This window comes from Dyella marensis, assembly GCF_900112865.1.
In the GTDB taxonomy this organism is placed as follows: Bacteria; Pseudomonadota; Gammaproteobacteria; order Xanthomonadales; family Rhodanobacteraceae; genus Dyella_D; species Dyella_D marensis_A.
On record NZ_FONH01000015.1, the window covers coordinates 40,307 to 62,980 of the forward strand.

General features: G+C 66.4%; 19 protein-coding genes. 7 read left to right on the top strand and 12 right to left on the bottom strand.

The genetic code is table 11. From position 1 onward, the window contains the following. Positions 1-19: 19 nt before the first annotated feature. Positions 20-598 (bottom strand): superoxide dismutase, encoded by a 579-nt coding sequence (locus tag BM172_RS16620; protein ID WP_026635147.1) that lies wholly within the window; start codon positions 596-598, stop codon positions 20-22. Between the two features lie 178 nt (positions 599-776). Here BM172_RS16620 and BM172_RS16625 point away from each other — a divergent pair, with 178 nt between their 5' ends. Together BM172_RS16625 and BM172_RS16630 are read left to right on the top strand one after the other, a co-directional pair. After that, positions 777-1,448: a helix-turn-helix transcriptional regulator gene (locus BM172_RS16625; protein WP_026635146.1), complete on the top strand. Its 672-nt coding sequence runs from the start codon at positions 777-779 to the stop codon at positions 1,446-1,448. Positions 1,449-2,093: 645 nt separating this feature from the next. Beyond that, complete coding sequence (locus tag BM172_RS16630) at positions 2,094-4,127, top strand: M13 family metallopeptidase (RefSeq protein WP_026635145.1); 2,034 nt, start codon at positions 2,094-2,096, stop codon at positions 4,125-4,127. Between the two features lie 123 nt (positions 4,128-4,250). Here the strand turns inward: BM172_RS16630 and BM172_RS16635 are convergent, their stop codons facing one another. Genes BM172_RS16635 through BM172_RS16660 form a run of 6 tightly spaced genes read right to left on the bottom strand, consistent with a single transcriptional unit; the run spans position 4,251 to position 9,989 of the window. Next, complete coding sequence (locus tag BM172_RS16635) at positions 4,251-5,495, bottom strand: aminotransferase class V-fold PLP-dependent enzyme (protein WP_026635144.1); 1,245 nt, start codon at positions 5,493-5,495, stop codon at positions 4,251-4,253. Positions 5,496-5,521: 26 nt separating this feature from the next. Then, a complete protein-coding gene (gene sufD / locus BM172_RS16640) occupies positions 5,522-6,841 on the bottom strand; it encodes a Fe-S cluster assembly protein SufD (protein ID WP_026635143.1) in 1,320 nt (439 codons plus the stop codon). Continuing rightward, positions 6,838-7,602: a Fe-S cluster assembly ATPase SufC gene (gene sufC / locus BM172_RS16645; RefSeq protein WP_026635142.1), complete on the bottom strand. Its 765-nt coding sequence runs from the start codon at positions 7,600-7,602 to the stop codon at positions 6,838-6,840. The genes sufD and sufC overlap by 4 nt, the downstream gene beginning before the upstream one ends. Position 7,603: 1 nt before the next feature. Beyond that, on the bottom strand, positions 7,604-8,047 hold the full coding sequence (locus BM172_RS16650; RefSeq protein WP_035323304.1) for a lysozyme inhibitor LprI family protein: 444 nt from the start codon (positions 8,045-8,047) through the stop codon (positions 7,604-7,606). Then, positions 8,044-9,531 (bottom strand): Fe-S cluster assembly protein SufB, encoded by a 1,488-nt coding sequence (sufB, locus tag BM172_RS16655; protein ID WP_051548634.1) that lies wholly within the window; start codon positions 9,529-9,531, stop codon positions 8,044-8,046. Before sufB ends, BM172_RS16650 begins: the two co-directional genes overlap by 4 nt. Then, complete coding sequence (locus BM172_RS16660) at positions 9,528-9,989, bottom strand: SUF system Fe-S cluster assembly regulator (protein ID WP_026635139.1); 462 nt, start codon at positions 9,987-9,989, stop codon at positions 9,528-9,530. The genes sufB and BM172_RS16660 overlap by 4 nt, the downstream gene beginning before the upstream one ends. A 248-nt stretch (positions 9,990-10,237) precedes the next feature. Between BM172_RS16660 and BM172_RS16665 the strand changes: the two genes are divergently transcribed. From BM172_RS16665 to BM172_RS16685, 5 genes are all read left to right on the top strand, one after another. Beyond that, positions 10,238-10,576, top strand: coding sequence for a P-II family nitrogen regulator (locus BM172_RS16665; RefSeq protein ID WP_026635138.1), 339 nt, complete (start codon positions 10,238-10,240; stop codon positions 10,574-10,576). Further along, positions 10,566-11,903: an ammonium transporter gene (locus tag BM172_RS16670; protein ID WP_035323303.1), complete on the top strand. Its 1,338-nt coding sequence runs from the start codon at positions 10,566-10,568 to the stop codon at positions 11,901-11,903. The genes BM172_RS16665 and BM172_RS16670 overlap by 11 nt, the downstream gene beginning before the upstream one ends. 283 nt (positions 11,904-12,186) lie before the next feature. Continuing rightward, a complete protein-coding gene (locus BM172_RS16675; protein ID WP_026635136.1) occupies positions 12,187-13,188 on the top strand; it encodes an aminoglycoside phosphotransferase family protein in 1,002 nt (333 codons plus the stop codon). After that, positions 13,185-13,856: an N-acetylmuramate alpha-1-phosphate uridylyltransferase MurU gene (murU, locus tag BM172_RS16680; RefSeq protein ID WP_026635135.1), complete on the top strand. Its 672-nt coding sequence runs from the start codon at positions 13,185-13,187 to the stop codon at positions 13,854-13,856. Before BM172_RS16675 ends, murU begins: the two co-directional genes overlap by 4 nt. A 132-nt stretch (positions 13,857-13,988) precedes the next feature. Beyond that, positions 13,989-15,092, top strand: coding sequence for a sterol desaturase family protein (locus BM172_RS16685; protein WP_035323302.1), 1,104 nt, complete (start codon positions 13,989-13,991; stop codon positions 15,090-15,092). Positions 15,093-15,141: 49 nt separating this feature from the next. Here the strand turns inward: BM172_RS16685 and BM172_RS16690 are convergent, their stop codons facing one another. The 5 genes from BM172_RS16690 to yajC all read right to left on the bottom strand — a co-directional run bounded on the left by BM172_RS16690 (position 15,142) and on the right by yajC (position 22,484). After that, the gene (locus BM172_RS16690; RefSeq protein ID WP_051548631.1) at positions 15,142-15,429 is read right to left on the bottom strand and encodes a DUF6289 family protein; all 288 of its coding nucleotides are present in this window, start codon (positions 15,427-15,429) and stop codon (positions 15,142-15,144) included. 208 nt (positions 15,430-15,637) lie between these two features. After that, entirely contained in the window at positions 15,638-18,646 is a 3,009-nt protein-coding gene (locus BM172_RS16695) for a TonB-dependent receptor (protein ID WP_026635133.1), read from the bottom strand. Positions 18,647-19,183: 537 nt separating this feature from the next. After that, the gene (gene secF, locus BM172_RS16700; protein ID WP_026635132.1) at positions 19,184-20,137 is read right to left on the bottom strand and encodes a protein translocase subunit SecF; all 954 of its coding nucleotides are present in this window, start codon (positions 20,135-20,137) and stop codon (positions 19,184-19,186) included. A 13-nt stretch (positions 20,138-20,150) separates the two neighbouring features. Further along, complete coding sequence (gene secD, locus BM172_RS16705; protein ID WP_026635131.1) at positions 20,151-22,022, bottom strand: protein translocase subunit SecD; 1,872 nt, start codon at positions 22,020-22,022, stop codon at positions 20,151-20,153. Positions 22,023-22,145: 123 nt separating this feature from the next. Continuing rightward, positions 22,146-22,484, bottom strand: a complete 339-nt coding sequence (gene yajC, locus BM172_RS16710; RefSeq protein WP_026635130.1) for a preprotein translocase subunit YajC — start codon at positions 22,482-22,484, stop codon at positions 22,146-22,148. Positions 22,485-22,674 lie beyond the last annotated feature (190 nt).

A 22,674-nucleotide genomic window follows, 5' to 3' on the forward strand; every position in this document is an offset into this window, starting at 1 on the left:
TTATGGTTTTCCTAGCGCATCAGGCCAGGTTGTCCGCGGCGAACTCCCAGTGCACCAGCTGCCAGAACGCCTGCAGATAGGCCGGGCGGGCATTGCGGTAGTCGATGTAGTACGCGTGTTCCCACACGTCGGCCACCAGCAGCGGACGGTCGGCGCCGGTGAGCGGCGTGTCGGCATTGGCGGTGTTGACGATGGCCAGCTTGCCGTCCGGCTGCTGCACCAGCCAGGTCCAGCCCGAGCCGAACTGCTTGGTGCCGGATGCCGCGAAGGCTTCCTTGAACGCATCGAGCGAGCCGAAGTCGCGCACGATCAGGTCAGCCAGCAGACCCTGCGGCGCACCGCCACCGCGCGGACTCATCGAGTTCCAGTAGAAGCTGTGGTTCCACGCCTGCGCGGCGTTGTTGAAGATCGCGCCGGTCGAGCGGCGCACGATGTCTTCCAGCTCCAGATGCTCGAACTCGCTGCCGGCGATCAGCGTGTTGAGGTTGGTGACATAGGTGCGGTGATGCTTGCCGTAGTGATATTCCAGCGTTTCCGCGGAAATATGCGGCGCCAGGCCGTTGAGGTCGTAAGGCAGAGGCAGCAGTTCGATGGCCATGCGTAGCGTTCCTTGTGGTGCTTCGTTGGGGGAGATAGAGCAGGAGCGAGCCGGCGCCGCGCGCCGCATGGCGTGCCCATGCGCCTCGACAAGGCGCGCCGGGTGCGCCAATATCCAAGTTACAGCTTGGGATATTAGACCCGAGCACGTTAATTAAACAAGTATTAGCTTGGATAATATGGATTCCACTCCTATCGACCCCACCAGCGAACGCATCCTGCGCCAGCTGAAGAGCCAGGGACCGCAAGGCAGCACCGCGCTGGCCGAGGCCCTGGGGGTAAGCACGGAGGCGATTCGCCAGCAGGTGCAGAAACTCCTCGACGAACAGCTGATCGTCGGCGAGCAGGAGCGCTCCGCCGGCGCCGGCCGGCCGCGCCAGCTGTGGTCGCTCACTGCTGCCGGCCATGCACGCTTTCCCGATGCGCACGCACAATTGGCGGTCGACCTGATCGCCTCCGTGCGCACGTTGTTCGGCGAGGCCGGCGTGGACAAGCTGGTCGATGCGCGCCGCGACGAAAACCGCCGCCAATACCTGCAGACCACCACGGGCGCACGCACGCTCGCCGAACGCGTGCGCCGCCTCGCCGCGATCCGCGAGCGCGAGGGCTATATGGCGCGTGCCGAGAAGGATGGCCGCGACTGGCTGCTGATCGAAGACCACTGCCCGATCTGCGCCGCCGCGCGTGCCTGCCAGGGTTTCTGTCGCGCGGAGCTGGAGTTGTTCCAGGAAGTGCTGGGGGAAGAGGCGAGCGTGAAGCGGGAGCAGCACCTGCTGGCGGGAGCGCGGCGGTGCGTGTATCGCATCAGCCCGAGGAAGCTGGTGAAGACGCCGGTCAGCTTGATGGATTGAATCATCGACGCTGGATGCAGTGACGGCATTGCGCTTGGCGCGAATGTCCACGCCGCGCTCCGCCCGGCCCCTCACCCCAATCCTCTCCCCGGCGGGGAGAGGGGGATGGAGGGCGTCGCGACAATCGAACTGAGAGCACGCGGCGCAGCCCGCGGCGTTCCGCTTGTGCGCTTTTGATCTTGCTCTTGATCTTCAACCCCCTTGGCGCGGTGGTGAGGGCTGGACGATCAGGCCCCGAAGGGGGCGAGGACAGGAGTCCTCGCCTTTTTGACGGGACATGGATGTCCCGTCAAAAAGCCCGGCCAGCCCTCACGTACCCTCCGGTGGCTACGCCACCGGAGGGCGCCGTGCAGGGTGCCCTTCTCTTTGGTTACTTTCTCTTGGGCAAGCAAGAGAAAGTAACTCGGGCCGCGGCAGCGGCTCGAAACACTCGCCTACGGCGAGACAAGCTGCGCACAACGCGACAACCAGGCGTGATCGTTACTGGATCCCGGCCTACGCCGGGATGACGAGCAAAGAGGATTCCGGCCTGCGCCGTGACGAGCCAAGGCGTGACCTTCGACACTGTCGACAACTCGCCGCCGCTGCCTAGCCTGCGCGGCTGCCCGCGCTTTTCCGCGGCAATCGTCATCGAAGGGGAACCCCATGAAACACCTAGCGAAACCGCTGACCATGGCCATCGGCATGGCCCTCTCCACCGCCGCCATCGCCGGCCCCTCCGGCCACTTCGACATCAAGGAACTGGACAGCAAGATCGCCCCCTGCGCCGACTTCAACGGTTTCGTCAACGCCAAGTGGGTCGCCGCCCACCCCATCCCGCCGGACCGCACCCGCTGGGGCTCCTTCGACGCCCTGCGCGAAGACAGCCTCGGCGCGCAGCGCACCATCGTTGAAGCCGCGGCGAAACACCCCGCGCAAGCCCAGGCCGGCTCGATCGAGCAGAAGATCGGCTACCTCTACGCCTCCGGCATGGACGAAGCGGCGATCGAGAAAGCCGGCTACGACCCGATCAAGCCGCAGCTCGCGCGCATCGATGCGCTGAAGAACGGCGCCGACGTCGCCGCCTACATCCGCGACAGCTACGCGCGCGGCGACGGCGTGGCATTCCGCTTCTCCGGCGGCCCGGACTTCAAGGACTCCAGCCGCCAGATCGCCTACGTCGGCCAGGGCGGCCTGGGCCTGCCCACCGCCGAGTACTACAGCGAGTCGGACTTCGCCAAGATTCGCGAGGCCTATGTCGCCCACGTCGCGCGCACGCTGCAACTGGTCGGCGTCAGCGCCGCCGACGCGCAGGCGCAGGCCAAGGCGGTGATGGCGTTCGAGACGCGCCTGGCCTCCGCTTCGCTGGTGCCGACCGAACTGCGCAAGCCGGAAAACCGCTATCACTTCGTCAGCATCGCCGATGCGGACAAAGCCACTGCGCACTTCGAATGGGCGGCGTTCTTCCAGGCGCAGGGCGCGGACGTGAAAGACGGCTTCTCGCTGTCGCATCCGAAGTTCTTCGCCGAGTTCGACAAGATGCTGGCCCAGACGCCGGTGTCCGACTGGCAGGCCTATCTGCGCTTCCATGCGGTGGACAGCGCGGCGCCCTATCTGTCGCAGGCGTTCCAGCAGGAAGACTTCGACTTCAACGCCAAGACGCTCAACGACCAGAAGGAAATGAAGGCGCGCTGGAAGCGTACGCTCGATGCGGTCAACGACGGCATGGGCATGGCGCTGGGCCAGCTCTACGTCGCGCGCTATTTCTCGCCCGAATCCAAGCAGCGCGCGCAGGGCCTGGTGGACAACCTGCGCACCGCCTACAAGTCGCGCATCGAGAACCTGGAATGGATGAGCGCCGCCACCAAGCAGAAGGCGCTGGAGAAGTGGGCCAGCTTCACGCCGAAGATCGGCTACCCGGACAAGTGGCGCGACTGGAGCGGCCTCACGCTGAAGCCGGGCGACTACTTCGGCAACGTGCAGGCGGCGGCTAAGTTCAACTACGACTACATGGTCGGCAAGATCGGCAAGCCGGTGGACCGCAGCGAATGGGGCATGACGCCGCAGACGGTGAACGCCTACTACAACGCGCAGAAGAACGAGATCGTGTTCCCGGCCGCGATCCTGCAGCCGCCGTTCTTCGACGCCAAGGCGGATGACGCGCTCAACTACGGCGGCATCGGCGCGGTGATCGGCCACGAGATGGGCCACGGCTACGACGACCAGGGCAGCAAGTTCGACGCCCAGGGCAACAACGTCAACTGGTGGACCGACGCCGACCGCAAGGCCTTCGAGGAGCGCACCGCCAGGCTGGCCGCCCAGTTCAACAGCTACGAAGCGCTGCCCGGCAAGTTCGTCAAGGGCCAGCTGACCATGGGCGAGAACATCGGCGACCTCGGCGGCCTCAACGCCGCCTACGACGCGCTGCAGATGGCGCTCGCAAAGAATCCCGCCGAAGCGAAGCAAAGCATCGACGGCTACACCCAGGACCAGCGCTTCTTCCTCAACTGGGCGCGCGTATGGCGCGGCAATATCCGCGATGCCGCGCAGCTGACCCTGCTCAACACCGATCCGCATGCGCCGGCGAGATTCCGCGCGATCGGCGCTCCGTCGAACATGGCCGCGTTCGCGCAGGCGTTCCAGTGCAAGCCGGGCGACCAGATGGTGCGTTCGGGCGAGCAGCAGGTGAAGATCTGGTAAGCCCGCCAACGGCGCAGGTTGGGGTGAGCGCCAGCGAACCCCAACGGACCTGTCAGGCTGCCGCAGTATCGACCGTTCGGGCACGTTGGGGTTCGCTGGCGCTCACCCCAACCTACGCCGTGGTTACAGCAGCAGCTTGCGCACCTTCAGCAATGCGGTAATGAAGGCGTCGATCTCTTCGCGAGTGTTGTAGAACGCCAGCGAGGCGCGCAGCGTCGCCGGCACGCCGAAGAACTGCATCAGCGGATGCGCGCAGTGATGACCGGAACGCACGGCCACGCCCTGCAGGTCCAGCAGGGTGGCCAGGTCGGTGGCCTGGGCGCCGTCGATCAGGAAGGAAATCACCGGCTCCTTGTCCTTCGCCTCGCCGAAGATGCGCAGGCCGGGAATATCGCGCAGCCGCTCGGTGGCGTAGGCCAGCAACTGCTGCTCCCAGGCGTGGATCGTCTCGAAACCGACCGAGGCGTAGTAATCGATCGCCGCGGACACGCCAGCGAAGCCGGCGATGTTCGGCGTGCCGGCCTCGAAGCGGTGCGGCGGCTCGGCGAAGCTGGTGCCGTCGAAGCGCACCTCGCGGATCATCTCGCCGCCGCCGAAGAACGGCGGCATCGCCTGCAGCAGTTCCTTGCGCGCCCACAGCACGCCGGTGCCGGTGGGCGCCAGCATCTTGTGGCCGGTGAAGGCGTAGAAGTCGCAGCCCAGCGCCTGCACGTCGACCGGGCGGTGCGGCACCGCCTGCGAGCCGTCGACCAGCAGCGGGATACCGCGCCTGCGGCATTCGCGCGCCAGCTCGCGCACCGGGTTGACCGTGCCCAGCACGTTGGAAACATGGCCCACGCAGGCCAGCTTCACTTCCGGCGTGAGCAGCTTGAGGAACTCCTCCACGATCAATTCGCCGCGCGCGTCGATCGGCGCCGGCTTCACCGTGGCGCCGCTGCGCGCGGCCACGATCTGCCACGGCACGATATTGGCGTGGTGCTCCATCACCGTGGTGACGATGGCGTCGCCGGGCTGCAATCGCGGCAGCGCATGGCTGTAGGCCACCAGGTTGATCGCCTGAGTGGTGCCGGAGGTCAGCACGATCTCATTGCGCGAGCCGGCATTGATGAAACGCGCCAGGCTGTCGCGCGCGCCCTCGTAGGCGGCGGTGGCCTCCTCGCCGAGCAGATGCACGGCGCGCGAGACATTGGCGTTGTGCAGGCGGTAGTGCTGGTCCACCGCCTCGATCACGCTCTGCGGCTTCTGGCTGGTGTTGGCGTTGTCGAAATACACCAGCGGCTTGCCGTGCACGCTGCGCGCCAGCAGCGGGAAATCGGCGCGGATGCGCTGCACGTCGAAGGCGGTGGGAAGCTGGGCTTGGGCGTTCATCGGCTTCGGATTCCGTGGCGTGGGCGTTATTCCGCCGGCAGGTGGGCGAGCAGCAGCTGGGCGACGTGCTCGCGCAGCGCTTCGTTCGGCATCGCCTGCAGCACGGCGCGGCAGAACGCGGCGGTGAGCATGGCGCGCGCCTCGGCGTGCGGGATGCCGCGCGAGCGCAGGTAGAACAGCGCGCGCTCGTCCAGCTGGCCGACGGTGGCGCCGTGCGCGGCCTTCACCTCGTCGGCGTAGATCTCCAGCTCGGGCTTGGTGTCGACCTCGGCCAGCGCGGACAGCAGCAGGTTCTTGCTGCTGAGCGAGGCATCGCTGCCATCGGCGCCTTCGGCCACCACGATGGCGCCGCGGAACACGCCGCGCGAGCGCTGGTCGGCGACGCCGCGCCAGGTGGATTCGGAGGCGGTGTTGAGCGCCGCGTGGCGCAACGCCAGCTGGGTATCGACGTGCTGGCGGCCATGCAGCGCGAACACGCCATTGGAGACGAAGCGCGCCTCGTCGCCGGCCAGTTCCGCGCGCAGGTCGTGGCGCACCAGGGCACCGCCCAGTTCCTGCACGTGCAAGGTGGCCTGCGCGCGCGAACCGAGGCGCAGCTGGCTGCGGCGGATCAGCGTCGCGTCTTCGGCGGCATCCTGCACGATGGCGTAGTCCAGCTTCGCGCCGTCGCGCAGCACCACGTCGCCGACCACGGTCGCGAGATGCTTCTGCGCACCGGCGGCGGCATGGTGTTCGACCAGGGCGAGTTCGGCGCCCTCCTCCAGCTCGACGATGTTGCGCAGATGCCAGGCCAGGTCGCCTTCGGCCGGCGCGCCAAGGAACAGCAGATGGACCGGTGCGGCGACTTGCGTATTCGCGGCGACGCGCAGCACGACGCCGTCGCCGGCCAGCGCGGCGTTGAGCCGGGCGAAGGCGTCGCCGGCTTCGCGGTAACGATGCGAGAGCGCGAAGCGCAGGCCCTCGGCGTCCTCGCGCAGCGCCTGCGAAAGCGGGCGCAGGCTCAGGCCAGCGGGAAGCCGCTCCAGCGCAGACAGGTCGGCACGGAACGCACCGTTGACGAAGACCAGGCGCGGACCGTCCACGCCCGGCAGCACCAGCGCCGCCGCATCGACTGCACGCGTGGCCGCCTGCGCGTCGCCGTGCGCGAAGCTGCGCTGCGCCAGGGCGCGCAGCGCGGTGTACTTCCAGGCTTCAACGCGCGTATCCGGCAGGCCGGCGGCCGCGACGGCGTCGAGATTCTCGCGCCGCGCCGCCTCCAGCCATGCGATCTCGCTGCCGGGCAGGCGCGCCAGCGCCGCCGCCTCGGGCAGCGACGCGACGAACGGCGTGCGCGCCGGCTCGCTCATGCCTGCGCTCCGGCGGGGCTGCGCTCGTTCACCCAGGCGTAGCCGTGCTCCTCCAGCTTCAGCGCCAGCGACTTGTCGCCGCTCTCGACGATGCGGCCGTCGGCCAGCACGTGCACGAAATCCGGCTCGATGTAATGCAGCAGGCGCTGGTAGTGGGTGATCATCAGGAACGAACGCTGCGCCGAGCGCAATGCGTTGACGCCCTGCGCCACCTGCTTGAGCGCGTCGATGTCCAGGCCCGAGTCGGTCTCGTCCAGGATCGCCAGCTTCGGCTCCAGCACGGCCATCTGGAAGATCTCGTTGCGCTTCTTCTCGCCGCCGGAGAAACCCTCGTTGACCGCGCGGTGCAGCAGCTCGTCGGAGATCTGCATGATCTTCAGCTTCTCGCGCACCAGCTTGAGGAACTGCATGGAATCCAGCTCCGCCTCGCCGCGCTGCCTGCGCTGCGCGTTGAGCGCGGCGCGCAGGAAATAGGTGTTGTTCACGCCGGGGATTTCCACCGGGTACTGCAGCGCGAGGAACACGCCAGCGGCGGCGCGCTCCTCCGGCTCCAGCGCCAGCAGGTCGCGGCCCTCGAACGTCACCGAGCCTTCGGTCACCTCGTAGCCGTCGCGGCCCGAGAGCACGTTGCCCAGGGTGGACTTGCCGGCGCCGTTCGGGCCCATGATGGCGTGCACCTCGCCGGGGTTCACAGTGAGCGTAAGGCCCTTGAGGATGGACTTGCCCTCGACGCGGGCGTGCAGGTTCTCGATCTTCAGCATGTCACTTCAAATCCGCGGAGTTCTTGATGGAGCCGGAGCAGGTATCGCCTTCCTGGGCGCCGTCCAGCCAGGCCTTGAGTTGTTCGGTGCGCTGGCGCGTGAGCCTGGCCTTCGCGCCGGAGTAGCAGGTGGGATACATGCTGCCGTATTCGCGGCGCTCGTCCTGGCCCTTGGCCACCGGATACAGCGCTTCCAGCTCCGCATCGCGGAACTGCAGCCACAGGCGCTGCGAAGCCTTGAGCTTGTCCAGGAACAGCGGCTGGTCCTTGTACCTGGCCAGGATGTTCTTCCACACGCCATTGAGCTCGGCGTCCGCCTTGGCGAAGTCGGCGCCGGCGCAGGCATTGATATCGAGCTGCGTGCCCGGCGCGTTGCAATCGGGCTGCTGGGCCGGCGCGGCGAACGGCAGCGCGGCGCACAGCAGGAACAGGGCGGCGCGCTTCATCCGACCGCTCCTTCCAGCGACACCTCCAGCAATTTCTTCGCTTCCACCGCGAATTCCATCGGCAGCTCGCGGAACACCTGCTTGCAGAAGCCGTCGACGATCATCGACACGGCATCCTCCTCGCTGATGCCGCGGCTGCGGCAATAGAACAGCTGGTCGTCGGAGATCTTCGAGGTGGTCGCCTCGTGCTCGACGATCGCGCTGGGGTTCTTCACTTCCATGTATGGGAAGGTGTGCGCGCCGCAGCGCTTGCCGATCAGTAGCGAATCGCACTGGGTGTAGTTGCGCGCGCCCTCGGCGCCCTTTTCCACCTTGACCAGGCCGCGGTAGGCATTGGAGCTGCGGCCGGCACTGATGCCCTTGGAGACGATCTTCGACTTGGTGTGCTTGCCGATGTGGATCATCTTGGTGCCGGTGTCGGCCTGCTGACGATGGTGGGTCAGCGCCACCGAATAGAACTCGCCGACCGAACGGTCGCCGCGCAGCACGCAGCTGGGGTATTTCCAGGTGATCGCCGAGCCGGTTTCGACCTGGGTCCAGGAGATCTTGGAATCCGCGCCGCGGCAGTCGCCGCGCTTGGTCACGAAGTTGTAGATGCCGCCGACGCCGTTCTCGTCGCCGGGGTACCAGTTCTGCACCGTGGAGTATTTGATCTGCGCGCGCTCCAGCGCCACCAGCTCCACCACCGCGGCGTGCAGCTGGTTCTCGTCGCGCATCGGCGCGGTGCAGCCTTCCAGATACGAGACGTAGGCGTCGTCCTCGCACACGATCAGGGTGCGCTCGAACTGGCCGGTGTTCATCGCATTGATGCGGAAGTAGGTGGACAGCTCCATCGGGCAGCGCACGCCCTTCGGCACGAACACGAAGGAGCCGTCGGAGAACACCGCCGAGTTGAGCGCGGCGAAGTAGTTGTCGCCGGTAGGCACCACGCTGCCCAGGTATTGCTGCACCAGCTCGCCGTGCTCGCGGATCGCCTCGCTCATCGAGCAGAAGATCACGCCGGCGGCGGCCAGCTCCTTGCGGAAAGTCGTGCCGACCGAGACCGAGTCGAACACCGCATCGACCGCGACGCCGGCGAGCTTGGCGCGCTCGTGCAGCGGCACGCCGAGCTTGTCGTAGGTTTCCAGCAGCTTGGGATCGACTTCGTCCAGCGACTTCGGACCGGCCTTGGGCGCGGCGTAGTAGCTGATCGCCTGGTAGTCGATCGGCGTGAGCTTCAACTTGGCCCAGTCCGGCGTCGGCATGGTCAGCCAGTGGCGGTAGGCCTTCAGGCGCCACTCGGTCATCCACGCCGGCTCCTGCTTGATCGCGGAGAGCTGGCGGATGATGTCCTCGTTCAGGCCCGGCGGCAGACTGGTGGTTTCGATGTCGGTGACGAAGCCGGCCTCGTAGCGGCGGCCTAGCGCCTCCGCCACCTGGGCGTTGTCGCGCAGCACCGTGGCGCTACCTTCCTCGACGGCCGTATTGCTGGGTTCGTGAGTCATGCGGTGGTCCTGCTCTTCAGGGTGCTGAGTGCGACGGTCGCCACCGGGGGCGCGGGCTGCGGCTTGAGCATGTCGGCCAGGCTCACGGCGCGCAGGGCGTTGTCCACCACGTGGCTGACCAGCCGCCAGCTGCCGCGCACGTTGCATTGCGATTCGCGCTCGCACTGCCCCGTGGCGACGCCGCACTCGGTCATGCCGATCGGTCCTTCCATCGCTTCCACTATTTGCGCCAGCGAGATGGCTTCGGCCGGACGCGCCAGCCGGTAGCCGCCGTTGACGCCGCGGAACGATTCGACCAGTCCCGCATGGCTCAGCGACTTCAGCAGCTTGCTGACCGTGGGCAGCTCCAGGCGCGCCTCGTCGGCGATCTGCGCGGTGCTGAGCACGTCGTGCGGATGCGCGGCGATGCAGGTCATCACCACCGTGGCGTAGTCGGTAAGGCGGCTGACGCGGAGCATGGGGACAGGTAAGGGTTCGGCATCAGGGGAATCGGGACCAAAATGGTACGGATTAAGCAGCCCTGGGTCAATCTCGCGGCGTTGCACCAAACACGGGCATGGACGACCGGTGACGCGCCAAAGCGGCGCTTTGTAAGACGAATCGTCACGCTAACTCATTGAATCCATGATCCTCGCCAGGAGTTCGCCGACTGGCACGCAACGTGCTGCAACGCCACATACCAATCCGCCCATGGGGAAAGCGCCGGATGAAGTGGCTTACCGCGATCATCAAACCCTTCACGCTGGACGACGTCCGGCAGGCCCTGTCCGAGGCCGGCATCGCCGGCATGACGGTGACCGAGGTCAAGGGCTTCGGCCGCCAGCACGGCCATACCGAGCTGTACCGCGGCGCCGAGTACGTGGTGGATTTCCTGCCCAAGCTGAAGATCGAGGTGGCCGTGGCGGACGAACAGCTGGAACAGGCCATCGAGGCGATCAGCGGCGCCGCGCGCACCGGCAAGATCGGCGACGGCAAGATCTTCGTCAGCGAACTGGAGCAGGCGATCCGCATCCGCACCATGGAGGTGGACACCGATGCGCTCTAAGCAACGCCGGATCGCCCGCCTCGCCACCGCCCTGCTCGGCGGCCTGCTCGCCCTGCCCGCCTGGAGCCAGGCCGCGGCGCCCACCCATATCGACAGCGGCGACACCGCCTGGATGCTCACCGCCACCGCACTGGTGCTGCTGATGACCCTGCCGGGCCTGGCGCTGTTCTACGGCGGCATGGTGCGCGCGAAGAACCTGCTGTCGGTGCTGATGCAGTGCTTCGCCATCACCGCGGTGGTGACGGTGCTGTGGATCGTGTACGGCTATTCGCTGGCCTTCAGCACGACGGGCATGCAGGCCGGCAGCACCGGTTGGCATTCGATCATCGGCGGGCTGGATCGCGCGATGCTGGCGGGACTGAAGCCCGACTCGCGCTACCAGACGGTGCCCGAGGCGGTGTTCGTGATGTTCCAGCTGACCTTCGCGATCATCACGCCGGCACTGATCGTGGGCGCCTATGCCGAGCGCATGAAGTTCAGCGCGATGCTGTGGTTCAGCGGGCTGTGGCTGACCTTCGTCTACCTGCCGGTGGCGCACATGGTATGGAGCGGCCCGGGTTCGCTGCTCGGCGACCTGGGCGTGCTGGATTTCGCCGGCGGCACCGTGGTGCACATCAATGCCGGTATCGCCGGACTGATCGCCTGCCTGGTGATCGGCAAGCGCCGCGGCTATCCGCACGTGCCGATGCCGCCGCACAACCTCGGCTACACCGTGATCGGCGCCAGCCTGCTGTGGCTGGGCTGGTTCGGCTTCAATGCGGGTTCGGCGGTGGCCGCCAACGGCAGCGCCGGCATGGCCATGCTGGTGACCCAGATCGCCACTGCCGCCGCCGCGCTGGGCTGGCTGGTGGCCGAGTGGGTCGTGCATGGTCGGCCCAGCGTGCTGGGTATCGTGTCGGGCGCGGTGGCGGGGCTGGTCGCGGTGACGCCGGCGGCCGGCACGGCCGGGCCGGGCGGTTCGCTGGTGCTGGGTTTTGTCGCCGGCGTGGTGTGCTTCTTCAGCGCCACGCGGCTGAAGCACAAGTTCGGCTATGACGACTCGCTCGACGTGTTCGGCGTGCACGCGGTGGCGGGCATCCTCGGCGGCCTGCTGACCGGGCCGCTGGCGTCGCCGGCGCTGGGCGGCTTCGGCACGGTGACCTCGCTGTGGGGACAGCTGTGGATCCAGGCCAAGGGCGTGGGTTTCACCATCGCGTGGAGCGCCGTGCTGAGCTTCGTGCTGCTGAAGCTGATCGACAAGACACTGGGCCTGCGCGTGGACGACGAGCAGGAGATGGTGGGCCTGGATATCGCGCTGCATGAGGAGAAGGCTTACAACCTCTCGTGATGGATCGACTGGCCTCGGTTCGCAAGTTGGAACCCTTCTCCCTCCGGCGACCCGAAGGTAGTCCCCGTGGGAGAGCACGCGGGGAGCGCACATGGATGTGCGCGGCTCTGAGGAGCGAGGAAGGTGCCGGCAGGTGGATGAGGGTTCGGCCGGAGCGATGCACGTCACTCTTGCGCTCCGCCCGTACCCTCACCCCAACCCCTCTCCCGAGGGGAGAGGGGCTCAGCGGTGACGCGCGTTGCGGACTTTCTTCATATGCGAGCGCCCCGCTAAGCTTCATCGCATGACCGATCGCTCCGCCGCCCGCCTCGCCTGGGCCCGCTCCGTTCTCGACGATGCCACGCTTACCCTGGAAGCGGCTTCCGCCGACGCCAGCTTCCGCAGCTACTGGCGCACGCGCCATGACGGCGCGAGCTGGATCGTGATGGACTCGCCGCCCGACCGCGAAGACCCGCGCCCGTGGCTGGCGATCGGCGAGCGCCTCGCCGCCGCGGGCCTGCATGTGCCGGCGGTGCGCGCCAAGGATCTGGACCGGGGCTTCCTGCTGATCGAAGACCTTGGCAACCGGCTGTACCTGTCCGAATTGAACGAGCGCAACGCCGACGCGCTCTATGGCGATGCGATGGATGCGCTGCTGCTGATGCAGACGCGCATGGACTGCAGCGAACTGCCGCCGTTCGATCGCGACATGCTGGTGCGCGGCCTGGAAGTGATGCCGGAGTGGTTCCTCGCGCGCCACCTGGGCCACACGCCCAGCCGCGAAGAATGCGAGGTTCTCGAAGCGGCCTTCGAGCTGATCATCCGCAACGCCTTGGAGCAGCCGCGCTGCTTCGTGCATCGCGACTATCACAGCCGCAACCTGCTGGTGGTCGAGCGCGACAACCCCGGCGTGATCGATTTCCAGGGCGCGCTGGCCGGCCCGGTCACCTACGACCTCGCCTCGCTGCTGCGCGACGCCTACATCGTGTGGCCGCGCGAGCGCGTCGAAGCCTGGGTGGAGTCGTATCGCCAGCGCCTGCTCGGCGCCGGCCTGATCGATGCGAACGTCGATGCCGCACGCTTCCTGCGCTGGTTCGACCTGACCGGACTGCACCGCCACGTGCGCGTGCTCGGCCAGTTCTATCGGCTGTGGTATCGCGACGGCAAGCCGGCTTATCTGGCCGATGTGCCTGCCGTCTATCGCTACGTCAGCGCAGTGGCGCACAGCTATCCGGAGCTCGCCGATTTCGCCGCGCTGCTGGAACGCCACGCCGCCGGCCGCGACCTCACGCAGGTGGCCGCATGAGGCATGCGCTGGTGTTTGCCGCGGGCCTGGGCGAGCGCATGCGGCCGCTTACCGACCGCACGCCCAAGCCGCTGCTCATGGCAGGCGGCAGGCCGCTGATCGTATGGCATCTGGAAAAGCTCGCGGCGGTTGGCGTGCACTACGTGGTGATCAACACCTCGCATCTGGCGGATCAGTTCCCGGAGACGCTTGGCGACGGTTCGCGCTGGGGCTTGCGCATCCGCTATGCCTACGAAGGCCCCACGCCATTGGAAACCGGCGGCGGCATGCGCAATGCGCTATCGCTGTTGGGGCCGGAGCCCTTCATCGCGCTCAGTGCCGACATCTACAGCGATTACGACTACGCCCGCTTGCCGTTGGAACCCGCTGGCCTCGCCCATCTGGTGATGGTGCCCAATCCGGATTGGCACGCCGCGGGCGACTTCACGCTGGACGCGGGACAGCTGACGGAGCAAGGCCCCGGCGAGCGGCTTACCTTCGGCAACATCGGTGTCTATCGGCCGGAGTTCGTGCGCGACCATGCGCCAGGGCGCTTCAAGCTGCTGCCGCTCTATCAGCAGGCGATGCGCACCGGCCAGTTGAGCGGCGAACGCTATGACGGCTTCTGGCGCAACCTGGGCAACCCGGCGCAGCTGGCGGAACTGGACGCGCAACTGCGCGGCGGCTGAATCCGGTCGGGCGCGCAACATCCTGCGGGTTGGATAGCGCTGCGGCACGGCGTTATTCTGTACTGCCCGGTTCTGTAGCAAGCCCGCAACGCACCTGCAGGATCGACCGCCTCTCCTTGCCAGGTACTGTCGATGGCCGAGTTCTGGTCCCATCTGGTCGATTGGTTCGCCGGCCACGGCGTGCTGCCCGTGCTGCAGCTCCTGCATCTGCAGGGTCTGGCCGGCGATCCCGGGGACATCGCCGAGTCGCTGCTGATCGCCACGCTGCAGCTGGGCATCATCGGCCTGGTCTTCCGCCCGCTGGAAAGCCTGCTGCCGGCCGAGCGCTGGACCGATCGCCGGCTCACCCGCGTGGATTTCCAGTACACGCTGATGATGCTGGTCGGCATCTTCCCGGTCTTCAGCTTCCTGGTGCTGACGCCGGTTGCCAATTACTTCGGCGGCCCCGATACCGGCCCCGGCGATGCCAGCGCGTCGCCGCTGGCGATCACGCACTGGGTGCCGTGGCTGAAGCAGCATCCGTGGTTGCTGTTCGGTTGCTATTACGTGGTCTACGACCTCGTCTATTACTGGATGCACCGCCTGCAGCACGCCCTGCCCTGGTGGTGGGCGCTGCACAGCATGCACCACAGCCAGCGGCAGATGAGCTGCTGGACCAACGACCGCGGCAGCCTGGTCGACGGCTTCCTGCAATCGATGGTGCTGGCCACGGTGGGCATCGTGATGGGCGTGGAGCCGGACCAGTTCGCCTGGCTGGTGCTGGTCGGCGAGCTGGTGCAGAACTTCTCGCACGCGAACGTGCGCATCGGCTTCGGGCCGGTGTTCGGGCGCGTGTTCGTCGATCCGAAATTCCACCGCCTGCACCACATGCTGGTCGATCCGGAACGGCCCGGCCTGCACAACTGCAACTTCGGGCAGGTGCTGTCGGTATGGGACGTGCTGTTCGGCACCTCGCTGTACGGCATGGCGCCGCGCCCGACCGGCGTGGGCGATCCGACCGTCGACGCCGACAACGAGCACGGCCTGGTCGGGCTGCACTGGGCGGCGTTCAAGCGGTTCTGGGGGGCGGTGCGGCGGCCTGCGGGGTGGAAGCTCGGAGAGGTGGCGTTCGGTCCCGGCTACGAGCCGATCCCGGTGGACCAGTTGGATCTCCACCACATGATCGCGCCCCAGCAAGCCCCGCAGGAGCCGAGCGAGGACGAGGCCGCCCCCGCACTGCGCGTGCCGGCGGGCTGAGCGTTTCCGCGCGGCAAGCAAAATCGCCGGCTTTCGCCGGCGATTGTTTTCAGCCGCCCGTGCAGATCGCCTCGGGATACGGCGTATACGTCAGCGTGCACGTCGGCGGGCCGCTGGGACCGCCGTCGCCACCGGTATTGATGCCACCGCTGGTGTCCGGACAATCCTGCGCCGTGAACGTCTGGTACATGGTCTGGTAACCCCAGGAATACAGATTGCCCTGGCAGTTGTAGTCCCGCTCCCCCACCCGGGTGGTCAGCGAAGCGTCGCTGTAATAGCTGTTCTTGACGTTCACCTTGCCGGGATTCACCGCCCACGCGTACCCACTGATCAGCATTCCGCCGATCAGCGCGAAAACAACGCGCTTCGTCCTTAAACCTGGTCGCATATTCCTCTCCTTTGCTTAGTGACAACGCCACTACGACGTAATGGCGGAAGAACCCCCTTTCATACGAAAAAAGCCGCGCCGGGAAATCCCGACGCGGCTCCATCGATCGCTTTCAAAAACCCCTGGGCCGATGCAAGGCGACAGGGGCTGGCTTGCCTTAGAAGTCGTACGTCACACCGAAGCGGAAGTAGCGCGGCGTGGTGTAGCCACGCGGACGCTTGTAGTTCGCGCCAAGGTTGTACTCGTAGATGTACGTCTCCTGCTGCGAGTTCAGCACGTTGAACGCGTCCATCGTGAAGGCCAGCTTGTGATCGGCGAAGGCCGGACGGTACTGGACATTCAGCGACACGGTCTTCTGCCAGGGCAGACGACCGGCCGAACCCGACGGCGACGGCTTGCCGTTGCACCAGTGGTAGTACGGACCGTCGTAAGCCGGCGAGGTGCCGTTCGGGCCGTAGTAGTCCAGGCAGTCGTACGGAGCGCCGGAGATCAGGTTGACCACGCCGCCGACCATCCACTCAGGCGTGACCTGGTAGCTGCCGTAGGCCTTGAACTGATGCTTGTGGTCGTTGTGCAGCACGCCGCCGGCGTATTCCATCAGCACCGGGTAATCCCAGTCCTGCGTCGCGGCGATGTCGGACTGACCGATGTCGGACTTCACCTGGCCCTCGGTGTTGCCGTAGGAGCGCGAGAAGACGTAGTCGATGCGGCCCTGCCACTTGCCGTCGAACGGATGCTCCAGGTACAGGTTCAGGCCGTAGTAATCGCGCTTGGGCTTGGCGAAGCCGAAGTCCTTGGCGCTGATCTCCAGCTGGCCGTAGCCGCCGGTGCCGTTGGGCAGCTGGAACACCGCACCGCGGCCCGGGTTGAAGAAGTAGCAACCGCGCAGGCCGGAGACGTCGATGCCCTGCTCGGCGGCCTTGGTCTGGAACAGATCGGTGTAGCAGGTGTCATCGATCATGTTGCGCAGGGTGCGGTACGTCGCCTTCGCGCCGTAGTTCCACTCATCGTTGAGCTTCTTGTCGAAGCCCAGGATGTATTCGTCCTGGTACTGCGCCTTCAGGTTGCGCGCCGTCACCGTCTTCGGATCCGGAGCCTGGCCGTACTCGTTGTTCTCGGAGTACGGGGCGCCCGCGCCCTTGGAGGTGTTGACCGGGGTCAGGCCGGTCGGATAACCGGTGGCCGGATCGATGCCCGTGTAGGTGTAGTAGATGCGGGTGTACAGCGAACCGGAGGCACCACGCAGCGCCACGCTGGTCGGCAGCGCGAGGTAGTAGCGGCCGGCGTTGCCGTAGACCTTGAAGCTGGAGTCGCCGTTCACGTCCCAGCTGAAGCCCAGGCGCGGAGCCCACTGCGGCTTGGTCTGGCGGATGTAGGGTTCGCCGTCGCTGTTGTAGTTGGTGAACTGGTCGTTGCGCAGACCCATCTTGACCATCCAGCGATCATTGATCTGCCAGGTGTCTTCGATGTACTGAGCGCGCTGCTCCACGCGAACCGACGCGGCGGTCTTGAAGAAGTACTGCGCCACGTAGTAACCGGTGGCGCCGCCCGGGTAGTTGGCCGGGGCGTCGACCAGCACGTTGCCGGCGTTGTCTTCGGCGATCGGCGAGTTCGGGTTCGAGCGGTGGTTGTACTCCCACGCGTAGCCGGCGTTGGTCGGGATGTACGAACCGTCGTTCAGGTCCTGCGTGCGCTGGTTGTCGATACCGGCCGTGATGGTGTGGCTGCCCAGCACGTAGGTGACGTCGAAGCGGTAGTTCGCGCCCTTGGTCTGGTGCGACGGATCGGTGGTGGTCAGCACGGTCTGCGTGTTGCCGATACCGGTGCTGCTGCCGCCGTTCAGGGCCGGGTTCTGCAGGTCGGGGCTGAGCACGTTGGTCAGGCCAGCGTTGAAGTCGCTGCCCAGGCTCGTCCACAGGTCGGTCTTCTGCTTGCCGTACTGCGCGCTGACGGTCAGCGCGTCGGTGATATAGCCCGTGTACTTCGCGATCCACATGGTGGACGACGTCTTGCTGGGCAGATCCGACTGCAGGAAGTCGCCGCGGGTACGGGTGTCGTTGTCGTACGCGTAGATGTTGCCGTCGTAGTTATGCTTGGTCGACGCACCGGTCAGCTCGATGATGTGGCTGTCGGTGATGTTCCAGTCCAGCTTGGTGTACCAGCTCGGATCGGAGAAGTGGCGGCGCACTTCCGTGCCGGAGGCGACGGTGTTGACCAGCTTGTCGTCGGACTTGTTGCCTTCCACCGACGCGAACATGAACAGCTTGTCCTTGATCAGCGGACCGCCGACGTAGGCGCTGGCGATTTCGCTCGAGCCCTTGTTCTCGTTGCGGTACTGGTACAGCTTGCCGTTGCTCAGGCGGATGTTCTTCGGATCCGAGCGCAGCGCTTCCGGGGTCCACAGCACCTGGCCACCGAAGTGCCAGTCGTTGGTGCCGCGCTTGCCGACCATGTTGATCACGCCGCCGTCGGAACGGCCGAACGCGGCGCTGTAGCCGCCGGTCAGCGTTTCCTGCTGCTCGATCGAGCCGTACGGCAGGTCGATGCCGCCCAGGCCGTTGAGCGGGTCGGTCACGTTCATGCCGTTGATGTAGTACGCGTTCTCGGCCACCGAGGCGCCGCCGAACGAGACCAGCGACTGACCGCTCGGGCCGGTGAAGAAGCCGCTGCCCTGCACGGCGCCCGGCGCCAGCAGCGCGATGGCTTCCGAGGAACGGGCCAGCGGCAGCCTGGCCAGCTGCTGCGAGGTGATCACGGTGCGCGAGTCGACGCCGGTGACGTCGATCGCCGGCAGCGCGTTCGCGGTGACCGTCACGGCCGACAGCGACGAGGCATTGCCGGCGGACGCAAACGAGACTTCCGTGTTGCCGCTGACCTTGATGGTGACGTCCTTGCGGGTGTCGACCACCGAGCCACCCTTCTGCAGCGACACGCTGTAGGTGCCGACCGGAAGGTTGTTGACCTGGTACTTGCCCGAGGCGTCGACCGGCACCTGGCGGGTCAGACCGGAGTTGCTGGTGACGACCACGGTGTCGCCGGGTTCGGCCTGACCGTAGATGCCGCCGGTGGTCGACTGGGCGAAGGCCGTGCCGGCCAGGCCCATCGCCAGAGCCGTGGCGAGCGCCGTATAGCGCAGATAACCGCGATTCAACGAACGAAAACTCATTTGGATCTCCCCGAAAAAGCCCACTTGGGGGGTGGGCAAAACTGAGCAAAATCGCCCAGGCGGGCTGGGCGACAGGCCAAGAGGTTGCAAGACTGCACCTGTAGGAAACTCCCCCTGCAGATTGCCCCTGCATTCCCCGTTGCGACGACGATTTCTTGCGGGCCTCCCGTGGCTGTAAGCAAGCTGTCGTCTGACTGTCGCAACTGGAACACTCCGGAAAATAACGTCGACCGTTACATCAAGTCAACATTTACTTAATGAATCGCATAGCGCCGCGGTTTCACAGCTCCATTCGGGCTTCCCTTCTTGCGGATCAGGCGGCGAAAGCCTGCGCTCCCTCCGGGCAAGGCCTTGAGTGCACTCGTAAAAACTTGCGCATAATCGCGGCAAGTAATCGCGTTCCGGCACTTGCCGATAGCCCATTGACATTAGCGTGGGCATTTTGTCGGTAATCGGAATTCCTATACCGGACGCTTAAAAAGCGTGCATAAAAAAGCCCGGCGCGAGGCCGGGCTTCTCAGGTCCTGATGCGGCGGCTTACGGCCGGCGCGCCAGTTCCGGGTTCTCCTTGGTCTGCGGCATCAGGTCCTGCTTGGACACGCCCAGCCACAGCAGGATCGGGCTTGCCACGAAGATCGAGGAGAGCGTACCGACCAGGATGCCGATCAGCATGGTGATGGCGAAGCCCTGCACCACCGCGCCGCCGATGAAGTACAGCGCGGCCATGGTGATCGCGGTGAACAGCGAGGTGATGATGGTTCGCGACAGCGTGCTGTTGATCGAGCGGTTGAGCACTTCCACCGGCTCGGCCTTGCGCGCCAGGCGGAACAGCTCGCGGATACGGTCGAACACCACCACCTTGTCGTTGATCGAGTAGCCGATCACCGCCAGCACCGAGGCCAGCACGGTCAGGTCGAATTCGCGGCCGGTGATCGCCAGCACGCCGAGGGTGACCAGCACGTCGTGCACCTCGGTCGCCAGCGCGGCGATGGCGAAGCGCCGCTCGAAGCGGACCCACAGGTACAGGCCGATGCCGAGGATCACGAAGATCGCGGCGACGGTGCCGTCGCTGCGCAGCTCGTCGCCGACCTGGGAGCTGACCGAGGAGCGGCTCTTCAGCTGGGCGTCCGGCCGCGCCGCCTTCAGCGCACGGCTGACCACGTCGGAGACCTTGTCCAGGTTGACCTTGCCCTGGTCCAGCATCGCCGCGGTGGGCTGCATGCGGACCGAGACCTCCTTGGTGCCGCCCAGGCTCTGCACCACGGCGTGCTCCATGCCCGCCTTGGCCAGCGCCTCGCGCACGTCGGCCACGGCCACCGGCTGCTGGTAGCTGATCTCGGCGGAGATGCCGCCGGTGAAGTCCAGGCCGTAGTCGAGGCCGCGCACGGCCAGCAGGGCGATCGAGACGAGCATCAGCAGCACGGCGATGCCGATGCTGACCTTGCGCATGCCCAGGAAGTTGACGTTTGCGTTGTGGTTGAAGATTTCCATGCTTGATTCCTCTTCAGACCGACAGCGTCTTGAGCTTGCGATGGCCGTGGATCAGCGCGGTGATCGCGTGGGTCACGGTGACCGAGGTGAACATCGAGGTAAGGATGCCGATCAGCAGCGTCACGCCGAAGCCGCGGATCGGGCCGGAACCCATCGTGGTCAAAGCCAGCGCGGCGATCAGGTGGGTGACGTTGGCGTCCAGGATGGTCGCCCACGCCTTCTCGTAGCCGGCGCGGATCGAGGCATGCGGCGAGGAGCCGTTGCGCAGCTCTTCTCGCACGCGTTCGCAGATCAGCACGTTGGCGTCGATCGCCATGCCCAGCGTCAGCACGATACCGGCGATGCCCGGCATGGTCAGGGTGACGCCGACCAGCGACATCACCGCGACCAGGATCACCAGGTTGAAGAACAGCGCCACGTCGGCCACCAGGCCGAACAGCTTGTAGTAGATGGCCGCCGCCAGCAGCACCAGCCCCAGGCCGATCAGCACGGCCTTCATGCCCTTGGCGATGTTGTCCTGGCCAAGGCTGGGACCGATCACGCGCTCCTCGACGATGTCGATCGGCGCGGCCAGCGAGCCGCCCTTCAGCAGCAGGGCCAGCTCGGAGGCTTCCTTGGCGCTGCGCAGGCCGGTGGTCTGGAAGTTCTTGCCGAACACGCCGTTGACGGTGGCGTAGTTGATCACTTCCTCGGTGATCTTCGGCGTGCGCACTTCCTTGCCGTCCACCACCTTGGTCTCGACCACGCGCTCGACATAGACCACGCCCATCGGCTTGCCGACGTTGCTGGTGGTGAAGTCGAGCATCTTCTTGGCGCCGGCGGCATTGAGCGTCACCGACACCATCGGCGAGCCGCTCTGCTGCTCGGTGCCGGAAGCGGCGTCGACCAGCTGGTCGCCGGTGACGATGATCTTCTTGCTCAGCAGCACCGGGTTGCCGCGCTGGTCCTTGTACAGGCGCGCATCCGGCGGCACGCTGCCGGTGCGCTGCGCATCCATGGCCTGCTGCGGGCTGCCGTAGCCGGCGCGGTATTCCAGCGTGGCGGTCGCGCCGATCAGCTTCTTGGCCTCGGCGGTGTCCTGCACGCCGGCCAGCTCGACGATGATGCGGCTGTCGCCCTGCTGCTGGATGATCGGCTCGGACACGCCCAGCGCATTGATACGGTTGCGCAGCGTGCCCAGGTTCTGGCGCACGGCGTTGAGCGAGATGTCGCGCAGCTTGTCGGGGCGCAGCACGGCGTTGAGCACGAAGCGGTCGCCGGTGACCTGGCCGTCCTGCACGGAGAGGTCCGGATACTCGGCGGCGATGGCGTTGGCGGCCGCGGTGCGGTCCGCGGCGGAGCGCAGCACCACGGCAACGCCCTGCCCGCGCACGGCGTTGCGGCTGACCGAGTCGTAGCGGATGTTCTTGTCACGCAGCATGCTGCGGATGTCATCCGCGTAGCGCGTTTCCTGCTTGTCCACCACGTCGCTCTGGTCCACTTCCATCAGGAAGTGCACGCCGCCCTGCAGGTCCAGGCCCAGCGGCATGGAGCGGGCGAAGATCATCGACAGCCAGTGCGGCACGGTGGACTTCAGGTTGAAGGCCACGGTGTAGTCGTCGCCCAGCGCCGCCTTGATGGCGTCGCCGGCGGTCTTCTGCACGTCGGCGTTGCCGAACGCCACCAGCAGGTGGTCGTTGCTCAGCTCGGCGCTCTGGTAGGCGATGTTCTGCTGCTTGAGCGCATGCAGCGCCTTTTCCTGCAGCGCCTGGTTGACCACGCCGTTGCGATTGGCCGTGACCTGCACCGCCGGCTGCGGCAGGAACGCGTTGGGCAACGCGTAGACGATGCCCAGCACCAAAACGATGGCGACCAGGAAATATTTCCAGCGTGGAAAATCACTCATGCCTTGCATCCGTCAGAGCCGCGGCACGGGGGCCGCGGCGGTAGCATCGTTCGCGTTGCGGCGAGGCCGTCCGCCCCCGCGGGACGGCCTTCGGCGGATGGCTCCGCCTGCTTCCTGATTCCGTCAGGACGACTTCAGCGAGCCCTTCGGCAGCACCTGGGACACGGCGCCCTTCTGCACCTTGATCTTCACGTTCGGGGCGACCTCGAGAGTGATGAACGACTCGCCCACCTCGTCCACGCGGCCGGCGAGGCCGCCGTTGGTCACCACTTCGTCGCCCTTGGCCAGGGCCGTGACCATCGCGCGATGTTCCTTCTGCCGCTTCATCTGCGGGCGGATCATCAGGAAGTAGAACACCACGAACAGCAGGATCAGCGGACCGAAGGTCATCAGCGGGTTCGGCGCCTGGGCACCGGCGGCCGGCGCGGCCTGGGCGATCACGAAAGTGCTGGCAAAGTTCATCTTCTTGTCTCGTAAGTAGCGGTGCCGGCTGAAATTTCCGCCGGAAGCCTGAAAAAGATCGTGGATTATGCCACGCCCCCCGGTTCCCACGCACACGGGCCGGATGGCCTGGCTCGGACAGGACCGGGGTTTATGGGGTTCCCCGGGGGGCGCTTGCAAGCAGGCCGGCGCGTTTTACCCCGATTTCCCC

Coding starts and splice junctions, on each gene's coding strand:
- BM172_RS16650 (WP_035323304.1), bottom strand. CDS start 8,047: ATGAAGCGCGCCGCCCTGTTCCTGCTGTGCGCCGCGCTGCCGTTCGCC.
- secF (WP_026635132.1), bottom strand. CDS start 20,137: ATGGAAATCTTCAACCACAACGCAAACGTCAACTTCCTGGGCATGCGC.
- BM172_RS16670 (WP_035323303.1), top strand. CDS start 10,566: ATGCGCTCTAAGCAACGCCGGATCGCCCGCCTCGCCACCGCCCTGCTC.
- BM172_RS16660 (WP_026635139.1), bottom strand. CDS start 9,989: ATGCTCCGCGTCAGCCGCCTTACCGACTACGCCACGGTGGTGATGACC.
- sufD (WP_026635143.1), bottom strand. CDS start 6,841: ATGAGCGAGCCGGCGCGCACGCCGTTCGTCGCGTCGCTGCCCGAGGCG.
- BM172_RS16685 (WP_035323302.1), top strand. CDS start 13,989: ATGGCCGAGTTCTGGTCCCATCTGGTCGATTGGTTCGCCGGCCACGGC.
- BM172_RS16675 (WP_026635136.1), top strand. CDS start 12,187: ATGACCGATCGCTCCGCCGCCCGCCTCGCCTGGGCCCGCTCCGTTCTC.
- murU (WP_026635135.1), top strand. CDS start 13,185: ATGAGGCATGCGCTGGTGTTTGCCGCGGGCCTGGGCGAGCGCATGCGG.
- sufB (WP_051548634.1), bottom strand. CDS start 9,531: ATGACTCACGAACCCAGCAATACGGCCGTCGAGGAAGGTAGCGCCACG.
- BM172_RS16690 (WP_051548631.1), bottom strand. CDS start 15,429: ATGCTGATCAGTGGGTACGCGTGGGCGGTGAATCCCGGCAAGGTGAAC.
- yajC (WP_026635130.1), bottom strand. CDS start 22,484: ATGAACTTTGCCAGCACTTTCGTGATCGCCCAGGCCGCGCCGGCCGCC.
- BM172_RS16625 (WP_026635146.1), top strand. CDS start 777: ATGGATTCCACTCCTATCGACCCCACCAGCGAACGCATCCTGCGCCAG.
- sufC (WP_026635142.1), bottom strand. CDS start 7,602: ATGCTGAAGATCGAGAACCTGCACGCCCGCGTCGAGGGCAAGTCCATC.
- secD (WP_026635131.1), bottom strand. CDS start 22,022: ATGAGTGATTTTCCACGCTGGAAATATTTCCTGGTCGCCATCGTTTTG.
- BM172_RS16635 (WP_026635144.1), bottom strand. CDS start 5,495: ATGAACGCCCAAGCCCAGCTTCCCACCGCCTTCGACGTGCAGCGCATC.
- BM172_RS16630 (WP_026635145.1), top strand. CDS start 2,094: ATGAAACACCTAGCGAAACCGCTGACCATGGCCATCGGCATGGCCCTC.
- BM172_RS16620 (WP_026635147.1), bottom strand. CDS start 598: ATGGCCATCGAACTGCTGCCTCTGCCTTACGACCTCAACGGCCTGGCG.
- BM172_RS16695 (WP_026635133.1), bottom strand. CDS start 18,646: ATGAGTTTTCGTTCGTTGAATCGCGGTTATCTGCGCTATACGGCGCTC.
- BM172_RS16665 (WP_026635138.1), top strand. CDS start 10,238: ATGAAGTGGCTTACCGCGATCATCAAACCCTTCACGCTGGACGACGTC.